Source organism: Castellaniella sp. WN (assembly GCF_054457555.1).
Genome location: NZ_JBTKZC010000001.1, coordinates 1,654,253 through 1,666,225, shown reverse-complemented (window position 1 = coordinate 1,666,225; position 11,973 = coordinate 1,654,253). Strand labels below are relative to the sequence as shown.

At 67.0% G+C, this 11,973-nt stretch carries 10 protein-coding genes; 9 read left to right on the top strand and 1 reads right to left on the bottom strand.

All coding sequences use genetic code 11. The features are described from left to right. The first annotated feature begins 6 nt into the window (after window positions 1-6). Genes nuoG through ACTPOE_RS07710 form a run of 9 tightly spaced genes read left to right on the top strand, consistent with a single transcriptional unit; the run spans window position 7 to window position 10,502 of the window. Window positions 7-2,337, top strand: coding sequence for an NADH-quinone oxidoreductase subunit NuoG (nuoG, locus tag ACTPOE_RS07750; protein ID WP_458871641.1), 2,331 nt, complete (start codon window positions 7-9; stop codon window positions 2,335-2,337). Then, window positions 2,337-3,410 (top strand): NADH-quinone oxidoreductase subunit NuoH, encoded by a 1,074-nt coding sequence (nuoH, locus tag ACTPOE_RS07745; RefSeq protein WP_458871640.1) that lies wholly within the window; start codon window positions 2,337-2,339, stop codon window positions 3,408-3,410. The genes nuoG and nuoH overlap by 1 nt, the downstream gene beginning before the upstream one ends. Window positions 3,411-3,420: 10 nt before the next feature. After that, window positions 3,421-3,909 carry an NADH-quinone oxidoreductase subunit NuoI gene (gene nuoI, locus ACTPOE_RS07740; protein ID WP_458871639.1) on the top strand — a complete coding sequence of 163 codons (489 nt, stop codon included), beginning with the start codon at window positions 3,421-3,423 and terminating at the stop codon, window positions 3,907-3,909. Between the two features lie 17 nt (window positions 3,910-3,926). Next, window positions 3,927-4,553 carry an NADH-quinone oxidoreductase subunit J gene (locus ACTPOE_RS07735; RefSeq protein ID WP_458871638.1) on the top strand — a complete coding sequence of 209 codons (627 nt, stop codon included), beginning with the start codon at window positions 3,927-3,929 and terminating at the stop codon, window positions 4,551-4,553. Beyond that, the gene (nuoK, locus tag ACTPOE_RS07730) at window positions 4,550-4,858 is read left to right on the top strand and encodes an NADH-quinone oxidoreductase subunit NuoK (protein ID WP_043680720.1); all 309 of its coding nucleotides are present in this window, start codon (window positions 4,550-4,552) and stop codon (window positions 4,856-4,858) included. The genes ACTPOE_RS07735 and nuoK overlap by 4 nt, the downstream gene beginning before the upstream one ends. Before the next feature lie 7 nt (window positions 4,859-4,865). Beyond that, window positions 4,866-6,935: an NADH-quinone oxidoreductase subunit L gene (nuoL, locus tag ACTPOE_RS07725; RefSeq protein WP_458871637.1), complete on the top strand. Its 2,070-nt coding sequence runs from the start codon at window positions 4,866-4,868 to the stop codon at window positions 6,933-6,935. Between the two features lie 11 nt (window positions 6,936-6,946). Next, a complete protein-coding gene (locus ACTPOE_RS07720) occupies window positions 6,947-8,434 on the top strand; it encodes an NADH-quinone oxidoreductase subunit M (RefSeq protein ID WP_458871636.1) in 1,488 nt (495 codons plus the stop codon). 12 nt (window positions 8,435-8,446) lie between these two features. Beyond that, complete coding sequence (gene nuoN / locus ACTPOE_RS07715; RefSeq protein WP_458871635.1) at window positions 8,447-9,931, top strand: NADH-quinone oxidoreductase subunit NuoN; 1,485 nt, start codon at window positions 8,447-8,449, stop codon at window positions 9,929-9,931. Window positions 9,932-9,947: 16 nt separating this feature from the next. Further along, a complete protein-coding gene (locus tag ACTPOE_RS07710; RefSeq protein WP_458871634.1) occupies window positions 9,948-10,502 on the top strand; it encodes a DUF2818 family protein in 555 nt (184 codons plus the stop codon). Window positions 10,503-10,665: 163 nt separating this feature from the next. Here the strand turns inward: ACTPOE_RS07710 and ACTPOE_RS07705 are convergent, their stop codons facing one another. Beyond that, on the bottom strand, window positions 10,666-11,841 hold the full coding sequence (locus ACTPOE_RS07705) for an alpha-hydroxy acid oxidase (protein WP_458871633.1): 1,176 nt from the start codon (window positions 11,839-11,841) through the stop codon (window positions 10,666-10,668). Window positions 11,842-11,973 lie beyond the last annotated feature (132 nt).

Here is an 11,973-nt window from a genome sequence, read left to right as displayed (position 1 = left end):
CACGCCATGGTAGAACTCACCATCGACGGGCTTAAGGTCGAAGCCGCAGAAGGCAGCATGGTCATCCAGGCAGCCCACGCGGCGGGCCTGTATATCCCCCATTTCTGCTATCACAAGAAACTCAGCATCGCGGCCAACTGCCGCATGTGCCTGGTCGAAGTCGAAAAGGCGCCCAAGGCCCTGCCGGCCTGTGCCACGCCGGTCACCAACGGCATGGTGGTGCACACCCGTTCGCCCAAGGCCATCGATGCCCAGCGCGCGGTCATGGAATTCCTGCTGATCAACCATCCGCTGGATTGCCCGGTCTGCGACCAGGGCGGCGAATGCCAGCTGCAGGACCTGGCCGTGGGCTATGGCGAATCGGCGTCGCGCTACAAGGAACCCAAGCGCGTGGTCTTCCACAAGCCCATGGGTCCGCTGATCTCGGCCGAGCAGATGCAGCGCTGCATCCACTGCACCCGCTGCATCCGTGTGGGCCAGGAAATCGGCGGCTACATGGAAATCGGCATGCTGAACCGGGGCGAATTCTCCGAAATCACCACCTTCGTGGGCGAGGCCGTGGAATCCGAGCTGTCGGGCAACATGATCGACGTCTGCCCGGTGGGCGCACTGCTGTCCAAGCCCTTCAGCATGAGCGCCCGCACCTGGGAACTGGCCCGCCGCCGCTCGGTCAGCCCGCACGACAGCGTGGGCGCCAACCTGGTGGTGCAGACCAAGATGGACCGCGTGCTGCGCGTGGTGCCCTTCGAAAACGAGCCGGTCAACGAATGCTGGATCAGCGACCGCGACCGCTTCTCCTACGCCGGCCTGTATTCGGACGACCGCCTGCGGCACCCGATGGTGCGCGGCTGCGACGGCCAGTGGCACGAGGCCTCCTGGTCCGACGCCCTGCAGTCGGTGGTCACCGGCCTGAAGCAGGTGCGCGAGGACGGCGGCGGCGCCCGGATCGGCGCGCTGGCCACCGAGACCGCCACGCTGGAAGAACTCGCCCTGCTGGCGCGCCTGACGCGCGCCCTGGGCTCGGACAATATCGACTTCCGCCTGCGCGGCGACGGCGCGGCCTTCGACGCCGTGCGTTCGGGCGCGCCCTGGCTGGGCATGCCGATCGCCGACCTGAACACCCTGGACCGCACCCTGGTGGTGGGCTCCTTCCTGCGCAAGGATCATCCGCTGCTGGCGCAGCGCCTGCGCCAGGCGGCCAAGCGCGGCATGCAGCTGTCCCTGGTGGACAGCGTCGCCGCCGATCCCCTGGTGCCGGTCGCCGGCCGCCTGACGGTCAAGCCCTCGGCGCTGGTCCCGGCGCTGGCCGAGATCGCCGTCGCTCTGGCTGAACTGAAATCCCGGCCCGCGCCCGAGAGCCTGTCCGGCGTGCGGCCGGGCGAGCCCGCGCGCGCCATCGCCGCCAGCCTCGCCTCCGGCGAGCGGGTGGCGGTGCTGATGGGCAACCTGGCGCTGGCCGACGACCAGGCCGCGCAACTGGCGGCCAACGCCCAGGCCATCGCCACGCTGGCGGGCGGGCGCTTCGGCTTCCTGACCCCCGGCGGCAACACCGTGGGCGGCTACCTGGCGGGCGCCGTGCCGGCCGACGGCGGCCTGGACGCCCGGCGCATGCTGGGCGGCGAACCCCTCAAGGCCTATCTGGTGCTGCACGCCGAGCCGCGCCTGGACAGCGAACTGGGCGAGCGCGCCGTGCGCGCGCTGCAGGGCTCGGCCATGGCGGTGGCCTTCACGGCCTTCCGTTCGGCGGCCGAGGACTGGGCCGACGTGATGCTGCCGGTCGCGCCCTTCACCGAAACGTCCGGCACTTTCGTCAACGCCGAAGGCCGCGTGCAGAGCTTCAAGGGCGTGGCCGCCCCGGTGGGCGATACCCGCCCGGCCTGGAAGGTCCTGCGCGTGCTGGGCAACCTGATGGATCTGCAGGGCTTCGATGACGAAACCTCCGAATCGGTGCGCGATACCGTGATGGTGGGGGGCCTGGACGGCCGCCTGTCCAACGAGATCCGCCTGGCGCCGGCCGCGCCGGCGCCGGCCGCCGGCCTGGAGCGCGTGGCCGAGCTGCCCATCTACCGCACCGACGCGCTGGTGCGCCGTTCGCAGCCGCTGCAGGAGCACATCAATTCCGCGCCGCCGCGCGCGGCGATGAATGCCGCCACGCTGCGGGCGCAGGGCCTGTCGGCCGGGGACGCCGTGCGCGTGTCCACGGTCCACGGTTCGGCCGAACTGGAAGCCGCCCTGGACGACACGGTGGCCGACGGGGCCGTGCGCATCGCCGGAGCCTTTGAACAGACCGCCGCCTTGGGCATGGGCTCGGGCGCAATCCAGGTGGAGCGTCGCTAATGGACTGGTTGAACACCCTCAACGCCTTCGGCGCCGGCCTGATCGGCGAGACCCCCTGGCTGGTGGTCTGGACGCTGGTGAAGATCGTCGTCATCGCCGTGCCCATCATCCTGTGCGTGGCCTACCTGACGTACTGGGAGCGCAAGATGATCGGCGCCATGCACGTGCGCCTGGGGCCCACGCGGGTGGGCTACCGCGGCCTGCTGCAGCCCTTCGCCGACGTGTTCAAGCTGCTGACCAAGGAACTGATCGTCCCTTCCAAGGCCAACCGCGTGTTGTACATCCTGGCCCCCGTGGTCACGCTGATGCCGGCGCTGGCGGCCTGGGCCGTGATTCCCTTCCAGCCCGAAGTCGTCCTGGCCGATGTCAACGCCGGCCTGCTGTTCATCCTGGCCATCACTTCGGTCGAGGTCTACGGCGTCATCATGGCCGGCTGGGCGTCGAACTCGAAATACGCTCTGCTGGGCGCGCTGCGCGCCTCGGCGCAGATGGTGTCCTACGAACTGGGCATCGGCTTCGTCATGGTCACGGTGCTGCTGGTGTCGGGCACGCTGAACCTGTCGGGCATCGTCGAGGGCCAGACCGTCGGCTACTTCGCCGGCATGGGCCTCAGTTTCCTGTCCTGGAACTGGCTGCCGCTGCTGCCGCTGTTCGTGATCTACGTCGTGTCCTCGGTGGCGGAAACCAACCGCCACCCCTTCGACGTGGTCGAAGGCGAATCGGAAATCGTGGCCGGCCACATGGTGGAATATTCCGGCATGGGCTTCGCGCTGTTCTTCCTGGGCGAATACGCCAACATGATCCTGCTGTCGGCGATGGCCTCGATCATGTTCCTGGGCGGCTGGGCCGCGCCGCTGGACTTCGCGCCTTTCACCTGGGTGCCGGGCTGGCTGTGGCTGGGCCTGAAGACTTTCGTGGTGGTGTCCATGTTCATCTGGTTCCGCGCGACGTTTCCGCGCTACCGCTACGACCAGATCATGCGCCTGGGCTGGAAGGTCTTCATTCCCCTGACGGGGATCTGGCTGGTGGTGGTGGCGATCTGGATGCAGACGCCCTGGAACATCTGGCAGTAAGGGGTACGAGATGGAAGCGATCAAGGATTTCTTCGGCAGCCTGATGCTGAAGGAAATGCTCGAAGGCATGCGCCTGACGGGCAAATACTTCTTCAAGCGCAAGATCACGCTGCGCTACCCGATGGAGAGGACGCCGGCTTCGCCGCGGTTCCGCGGCCTGCACGCGCAGCGCCGCTACGCCAACGGCGAGGAACGCTGCATCGCCTGCAAGCTGTGCGAAGCCGTCTGCCCGGCCCTGGCCATCACGATCGAATCGTACCAGCGAGAGGACGGCACGCGCCGCACCACGCGCTATGACATCGATCTGGCCAAGTGCATCTTCTGCGGCTTTTGCGAGGAAGCCTGTCCCACGGACGCCATCGTGGAGACGCACCTGCACGAATACCACGGTGAAAAGCGCGGCGACCTGTACTACACCAAGGACATGCTGCTGGCCGTGGGCGACCGCTACGAGTCGGAAATCGCGGCTCGCCGCGCCGCCGACGCGCCTTATCGTTGATGCCGGGAACACCGACCATGAGTTTCGATACCGTTCTGTTCTACCTGCTGGCCATCGTGCTGGTCGTGGCGGCGTTCCGCGTCATCACGGCCTCCAGCCCCGTAACCGGGGTGCTGCACCTGATCCTGACTTTCTTCACCGCGTCCATGATGTGGATGCTGATCCAGGCGGAATTCCTGGCGCTGGTGCTGGTGATCGTCTACGTCGGCGCCGTGATGGTGCTGTTCCTGTTCGTCGTCATGATGCTCGACATGCGCACCGAGGGCCTGAAACAGGGCCTGAAGGTCTATCTGCCGCTGGGCCTGACCATTGGCGGGATCATGGTGCTGGAAATGGCCTTCGTGCTGCTGCGCTCCTGGGGTGACGCCCCGGCGCTGCCGACCCCGGCCGACGATTTCGACAATACCCTGGCCCTGGGCACGGCGATGTACACGCAGTACGCCTACGCCGTCGAGATCGGCGGGGTGGTGCTGCTGGTGGGCATGATCTGCGCCATCGCCCTGACCATGCGCAAGCGCGCCGACTACAAGCGCACCGATCCCGGCAAGCAGGTGCGCGTGCGCGCCGCCGACCGGGTGCGCCTGGTGAGCATTCCCGCGCAGGTCGAGACGGCCGACGCGCAATCCGAAGGAGCCCAAAAATGACCATAGGCCTGAGCCATTACCTGATCGTCGGGGCGATCCTGTTCGCCATGGGCGTGTTCGGCTTCTTCCTGAACCGCCGCAACCTGATCGTGCTGCTGATGTCGATCGAACTGATCCTGCTGGCGGCCAACATGAACTTCGTCGCCTTTTCCATCGGATCGGGCGATCCCGCCGGGCAGATCTTCGTGTTCTTCGTGCTGACCGTGGCTGCCGCCGAGGCCGCCATCGGGCTGGCGATCCTGGTGCTCCTGTTCCGCAATCTCAGCACCATCAACGTCGACAAGCTCGACTCGCTGAAGGGGTAGTCCAGCCATGTCCGCACAGAATCTGTATCTCCTGATCGCCCTGGCGCCGCTGGCCACCGCCGTGGTTGCCGGTCTCTTCGGCACGGGCTTCCTCGGGTCGTGGCTGGGTCGCCGCGGCTCGCACGTCCTGACCATCCTGGGGGTGGCGGTGTCCTTCGCCGGCTCGCTGCTGGTGCTGCAGCAGGTGCTGGACGGCCAGACCTTCGAAGGCACGGTCTACACCTGGTCCATGATCGGCCCGGTCAAGTTCGAGATCGGTTTCCTGATCGACCCGCTGACGGCGCTGATGATGGTGGTGGTGACCTCGGTGTCGCTGATGGTGCACATCTACACCATCGGCTACATGTCCGACGATCCGGGCTACCAGCGCTTCTTCTCGTACATCTCGCTGTTCACCTTCTCCATGCTGATGCTGGTGATGGCGAACAACATGCTGCAGCTGTTCTTCGGCTGGGAAGCCGTGGGCCTGGTGTCGTACCTGCTGATCGGCTTCTACTACGGCCGGCCGTCGGCGGTGTTCGCCAACCTGAAGGCCTTCATGGTGAACCGCGTGGGCGACTTCGGCTTCGTGCTGGGCATCGGCCTGCTGTACGCCTACACCGGCAGCCTGAACTACGCGGAAGTCTTCGCCCAGGTGGACCGGCTTTCCGGCCTGCTGTTCCCGGGCACCGAATGGCACCTGCTGACCGTGGCCTGCCTGGCGCTGTTCGTGGGCGCCATGGGCAAGTCCGCCCAGGCGCCGCTGCACGTCTGGCTGCCCGACTCCATGGAAGGCCCGACGCCGATCTCCGCGCTGATCCACGCCGCCACCATGGTGACGGCCGGGATCTTCATGGTGGCCCGCTTCTCGCCCGTGTTCGAGATGTCGCCCACGGCGCTGTCGGTCATCATCGTGATCGGCGCCTTCGGCGCGCTGTTCCTGGGCATCCTCGGGGTGGTGCAGAACGACATCAAGCGCGTGGTGGCCTATTCCACGTTGTCGCAGCTGGGCTACATGACGGTGGCGCTGGGCGCCTCGGCCTACCCGGTGGCGATCTTCCACCTGATGACGCACGCCTTCTTCAAGGCGCTGCTGTTCCTGGGCGCGGGCTCGGTCATCCTGGGCATGCACCACGACCAGGACATGCGCCACATGGGCGGCCTGCGCAAGTACATGCCGATCACCTGGATCACCATGCTGATCGGCACGCTGGCCCTGGTGGGCACGCCGTTCTTCTCGGGCTTCTATTCCAAGGAACACATCATCGAGGCCGCCGGCGCGGCCAATGTCTGGGGGGCGAGCTTCGCCTACTACGCGACGCTGTGCGGCGTGTTCGTGACCTCGCTGTATTCCTTCCGCCTGTACTTCCTGGTCTTCCACGGCAAGGAACGCTTCGACCTGAAGCACGGTCCGGCCCACGTCCATCATGACGAAGGCCGTACCCTGGCGGCCCATGGCCACGACGCGCATGCGCACGGTCATGGCGATCACGGCCACGACGACCACCACGGCGGCGGCCTGCCCAAGGAATCGCCCTGGGTGGTGACGCTGCCGCTGGTGCTGCTGGCGGTGATGTCGGTGGTGGCCGGGGTCTGGTTCATCGACCCGTTGCTGTTCGACGGCTACTTCGGCAAGGCCATCACGGTCGCTTCCCACCATCCGGCCATGGCCGAACTGGCCCACGAATGGCACGGCTGGGTGGCCTTCGCGCTGCACGGCTTCACCTCGGTGCCGTTCCTGCTGCTGCTGGCCGGCTTCGTGGTCGCCTGGTACTGCTGGCTGGTGAACCCGTCGGTGCCCGCGGCGTTCGCGCGCGGCCTGGCCCCGATCTACCGCCTGCTGGACAACAAGTACTACTTCGACTGGTTCAATGAGAACGTCATCGCCCGCTTCACCCGTGCCCTGGGGCGCGGGCTGTGGCAGGGCGGCGACCGCGGCCTGATCGACGGCCTGATCATCAACGGCAGCGCGCGGCTGGTGGGGGCCGCGGCCGCCACGGCCCGTCTGCTGCAGTCCGGCTACATCTATCACTACGCCTTCGCCATGATCATCGGCATCATGGTGTTTCTCACTTTCTTCGTCTTGATGGTTCACTGATGGCTAGCGAAATGGCGTCCTCTACACTCCCCTGGCTGACCCTCTCGATCTTCGTCCCGATCTTCTTCGGGCTGCTGGTGCTGCTGGTCGGCCGGGACGACAATCCGGGACCGGCCCGCGCGCTGTCGCTGGTCGGCTCCATCGCCGGGCTGCTGGTGACCATCCCCTTGTACACCGGCTTCAACCCGGACACGGCCGACATGCAGTTCGTCGAAAAGACGCCGTGGATCGAGGCCTTCAACCTCAACTACCACCTGGGGATCGACGGCATCTCGGTGTGGTTCGTGCTGCTGACGGCCTTCATCACCATCATCGTGGTGCTGGCCGGCTGGGAAGTCATCAAGTCGCGCGTGGCCCAGTACATGGCCGCCTTCCTGATCCTGTCGGGCCTGATGATCGGGGTGTTCTGCGCCCTGGACGGCATGCTGTTCTATGTGTTCTTCGAAGCCACCCTGATCCCGATGTACATCATCATCGGCGCCTGGGGCGGCCCGAACCGCGTGTATGCGGCCTTCAAGTTCTTCCTCTACACGCTGATGGGCTCGCTGCTGACCCTGATCGCCTTCATCTACCTGTGGCACGCCTCGGGCGGGTCCTTCGACGTGGCGACCTGGCACAAGCTGCCCCTGAGCTACACCGAGCAGGTCTTCATCTTCGTGGCGCTGCTGGCGGCCTTCGCGGTCAAGGTGCCGATGTGGCCGGTGCACACCTGGCTGCCCGACGCCCACGTCGAAGCCCCCACGGGCGGCTCCATCGTGCTGGCGGCGATCATGCTGAAGCTCGGCGCCTACGGCTTCCTGCGCTTCTCGCTGCCGATCGCGCCCGACGCCTCGCACAGCCTGGCCGGCCTGATGATCGCGCTGTCGCTGATCGCGGTGATCTACATCGGCCTGGTCGCCATCGTCCAGGACGACATGAAGAAGCTCGTGGCGTATTCGTCCGTGGCGCATATGGGCTTCGTGACCCTGGGCTTCTTCCTGTTCAACGTCACCGGCCTGGAAGGCGCCATCATCCAGATGATCTCGCACGGCTTCGTGTCGGGCGCCATGTTCATGTGCATCGGCGTCATGTACGATCGCCTGCACACGCGCCGCATCGACGCCTACGGCGGGGTGGTGCACCGCATGCCGCGCTTCGTCACGTATTTCGTGCTGTTTTCCATGGCCAACGCGGGCCTGCCGGGCACCAGCGGCTTCATCGGCGAATTCACGGTGATCCTGGGCGCGGTGCAGTACAACTTCTGGATCGGCCTGCTGGCCGCCTCGGCGCTGATCTGGGGCGCGGGCTATTCGCTGTGGATGGTCAAGCGCGTGGCCTTCGGCCCGGTGGCCAACGAACAGGTGGACGGCATGTCCGACCTGTGCAGCCGCGAGTTCCTGATCCTGGGCCTGCTGGCCATCCTGACGCTGTTCATGGGCATCTATCCCAAGCCCTTCACGGACTTGATGCATCCCTCGGTGCAAGCCTTGCTGCAGCACGTGTCCATCTCGAAACTGTAGGCCGGAAACACTATGCAAAATCTTTTCGACTTCGCGCTGGCGACTCCCGAGATCGTTCTGCTGGTGCTGACCGGGGCCGTGCTGCTGATCGACGCCTTCGGCAACGAGCCCACGCGGCGCATGACGTTCATGCTGACCATGGGCACGCTGCTGGTCGTCGTCCTGGTGTCCTGGGGGCAGTGGGGCGAGGATACGCGGGGCCGCACCTTCAGCAGCCTGTACGTGGCCGATTCGCTGGGCCACTTCCTGAAGATCCTGTCGGCCATCGCCGTCGGCGTGACGCTGATCTACGGTCGTGCCTATGCTGAAAAGCGCGACATGGTGGCGCGCGGCGGGGAAATGTATTCTCTGGCGCTGCTGACCCTGCTGGGCGAATTCGTCATGATCTCGGCCGGCAGCATGCTGACGGTGTACCTGGGCGTGGAACTGATGTCCTTCGCCCTGTATGGCCTGGTGGCCCTGCGCCGCGATCACCTGGCCTCCACCGAGGCCGCGATGAAGTACTACGTGCTGGGCTGCCTGGCGTCCGGCATCCTGCTGTACGGCATGTCCATGATCTACGGCGCCACCGGCCAGTTGGGCCTGGCCGAGATCGCCCAGGTGATCCGCGATGGCGGCGCCGACCGTATGCCGCTGGTGTTCGGCGTGGTGTTCATCGTCTCGGGTCTGGCCTTCAAGATGACGGCCGCGCCCTTTCACATGTGGACGCCCGACGTCTACCAGGGTGCGCCGACCACGGTCACGCTGCTGGTGGGTACGGCTCCGAAGTTCGCCGCTTTCGTCATCACGCTGCGCCTGCTGATCGAGGCCCTGCACGACATCGCGGTGGACTGGCAGCCGATGCTGCTGATCCTGGCCGTGCTTTCTCTGGCCGTCGGCAACATCGTCGCCATCGCCCAGACCAATTTCAAGCGCATGCTGGCCTACTCGACCATCGGCCAGATGGGCTTCGTGTTCCTGGGCCTGTTGTCGGGCGTGTACGAAGGCCAGGCCGGCGCCAGCGCCGCCGCCTACGGCGCCTCGCTGTTCTACGTGGTCATCTACGTGCTGACCACACTGTCCACTTTTGGCCTGATCCTGCTGCTGTCGCGCCAGGGCTTCGAGTGCGAGGAAATCTCGGATCTCAAGGGCCTGAATCGCCGCAACCCGTTGCTGGCCGGCGTGCTGCTGCTGTCCATGTTCTCGCTGGCGGGCATTCCGCCGCTGTCGGGCTTCTACGCCAAGCTGGTCGTGCTGCAGGCCGTGGTCGGCGCCGGTCACGTCTGGCTGGCGGTGTTCGCGGTGATGTGTTCGCTGATCGGCGCCTTCTACTACCTGCGTGTGGTGAAGACGGCCTATTTCGACGAGCCCGAGGACAATGTCACGCTGGGCGCTGGCACGCTGGCCACGCGCGGCGTGATGTCCCTGAACGGCCTGCTGGTGATCGGTCTGGGGATTCTGCCGGGCGGCCTGATGTCCCTGTGCGTGGACGTCATCCGCCAGTCGCTCAACTTCTGATCGGGTCGAGCGTTTCATGTCCCTGACGGCGGCGGTCTGGATCGTCATACTCTGCGCCCTGGTCATGGCCAACCTGCCGTTCCTGCTGGAACGGCGGCTGGCGCCCTGGCCCTGGGGCGCAGCGGGCGGCGCGCTGTCCGGTCTGGCGCGCTGGGGCCTTGGACTGGCCTTTCTGGCGGGGCTGGCCCTGTGGTCCTGGGGCACGCTGAAGCTGGTGGGTGGAGCCTTCGCCGGCGGGGGCGCGACGACCGTGCTGTTCCTGTCGAAGCTGCTGCTGAGCCTGCTGGCGGCATGGCTGCTGCTGGCCCTGCCGGGCTGGGACCGGCCGCGGGCCGGGGCGCGGGCGGACCGGACCGCCCGCGGCGCGCGCGTCAAGTCCTTCTTCGACCGGCTGCTTGAAGTGCTGGTGGGCTACGTGCTGGTCGGCACGCTGGGTTTCGCCCTGGAGTTGAACCTGGGCAACGCCTTTCCCCAGCGCTGGGAATTCTATGCCGTGACCCTGGCCCTGTTCCTGGTGCTGGGTTATCCGGGGTTCGTCTGGCGCTACATGCTGCGCCGCCATCCGCGCTGACGCGGATTTGACCGTCCCAGGCCGTTCGCGGTCCGATTTCGACTCGAGCGGCCCGGACGGGTATTGCCGCCTTCCGGATGCAAGGCTTCCTGGCAGCTTGATGTGGGTCGCCCGCAGAACATGGTCAGAAAGGTCTTATACGCGCTTTTACTCATCTAAAGCGCTATATATGGTTCCCGTGTCCATGCTTTTGAAAAGACTTGTCCTGTGCAAGCTGGCAGTCGGGCCGCGAATCAATGGCGGCACACGGCGGTGCGAGTGCCCACAGCACGTCCTGGTCCACGTCCGCCAGCGTGCGGCAGCCCGTCAGGGCCATCGCCACTTCCAGTTCCCCGCGCAGTACCTGGATCAGGTGCGCCAGGGCGGGCGCGCCACCCGCCGCCAGGGCGTGCAGGGCGGGCCGTCCGATCAGCACGCCCCGGGCGCCCAGCGCCAGCGCCTTGAGGATGTCGGTGCCGCGCCGGATGCCGCCGTCCACCAGGATGGGGATGCGGCCCGCCACGGCCCGCGCCACGTTCGGCAGGGCCTCGCAGGTGGAGGGCAGGGTGTCCAGGCAGCGGCCCCCATGATTGGAGACGATCAGGCCGTCGATGCCGTGCGCCAGGGCCAGGCGCGCGTCCTCCGGGTCCAGGATGCCCTTGAGCCACAGGAGCGTGCCGGCGGGCAACCTGGCCCGCAGCCAGGCCACGTCATCCCATGTCGGGGCGGCGTCCAGCAGGCCGCCGCCGAACAGAGGGTTGCCGCCGGGGGGCGCCGGCCGTGCGGCGGGCGGCGACAAGCCGTCCAGGTGGACGGAGCGGATCGTGTCCGGCAGGTGGAACCCGCCGCGCTGTTCGACATTGCGCACGCCGTTCACGGGCGCGTCCACGGTCAGCACCAGGGCGCGGGCGCCAGCCCGCAGGGCACGGTTGGCCAGGGCCAGCGTGTCCTCGCGGCGGGTCTGGGCATAGAGCTGGAACCACAGCGAGGGCGGCTCGTGCAGGGCGGCCAGGGCTTCGATGGCCGTGCCCGACTGGGCGCTCAGCACGTAGGGCGTGCCGGTGGCGGCGGCGGCCAGCGCGGTGGCGGTCTCGCCGTCAGGGTGGACCAGGCCGTGCCAGGCGGTGGGAGCGATCAGGATCGGGTGCGCCAGGGCCTGGCCGCCCAGTTCCAGACGGGTATGGGCGCCGGCCAGCGGTCGCAGCACGCGGCCGCGCAGCCGCAGGGCCGGCCAGGCGTCGAGATTGGCCCGAGCCGTGTGTTCGTCCGCGCCACCGGATTCCAGCCAGGCCCAGGTGGCGGGGTCCAGGCGGGCGCTGGCCAGTTCGGCGTAATCCTGGGCGCAGAGGGGGGCGGTCATGGCGGTGTATCGGGCTCGTGGGGTGAAGAATGAAGGATGCCACAGAGTCGCCGCGAATGGGCTGCGGAGGGGATCCGTCCCGGGATGCGTCCCGTGCATTGTGGCCACCCGCGATCGAGGCGGCCCGGGTGC

What these genes read in the sequence shown, in the direction of transcription:
- nuoN (WP_458871635.1), top strand. Translation starts at nt 8,447, where the DNA reads ATGCAAAATCTTTTCGACTTCGCGCTGGCGACTCCCGAGATCGTTCTG.
- ACTPOE_RS07705 (WP_458871633.1), bottom strand. Translation starts at nt 11,841, where the DNA reads ATGACCGCCCCCCTCTGCGCCCAGGATTACGCCGAACTGGCCAGCGCC.
- nuoK (WP_043680720.1), top strand. Translation starts at nt 4,550, where the DNA reads ATGACCATAGGCCTGAGCCATTACCTGATCGTCGGGGCGATCCTGTTC.
- ACTPOE_RS07735 (WP_458871638.1), top strand. Translation starts at nt 3,927, where the DNA reads ATGAGTTTCGATACCGTTCTGTTCTACCTGCTGGCCATCGTGCTGGTC.
- nuoI (WP_458871639.1), top strand. Translation starts at nt 3,421, where the DNA reads ATGGAAGCGATCAAGGATTTCTTCGGCAGCCTGATGCTGAAGGAAATG.
- ACTPOE_RS07710 (WP_458871634.1), top strand. Translation starts at nt 9,948, where the DNA reads ATGTCCCTGACGGCGGCGGTCTGGATCGTCATACTCTGCGCCCTGGTC.
- ACTPOE_RS07720 (WP_458871636.1), top strand. Translation starts at nt 6,947, where the DNA reads ATGGCGTCCTCTACACTCCCCTGGCTGACCCTCTCGATCTTCGTCCCG.
- nuoH (WP_458871640.1), top strand. Translation starts at nt 2,337, where the DNA reads ATGGACTGGTTGAACACCCTCAACGCCTTCGGCGCCGGCCTGATCGGC.
- nuoG (WP_458871641.1), top strand. Translation starts at nt 7, where the DNA reads ATGGTAGAACTCACCATCGACGGGCTTAAGGTCGAAGCCGCAGAAGGC.
- nuoL (WP_458871637.1), top strand. Translation starts at nt 4,866, where the DNA reads ATGTCCGCACAGAATCTGTATCTCCTGATCGCCCTGGCGCCGCTGGCC.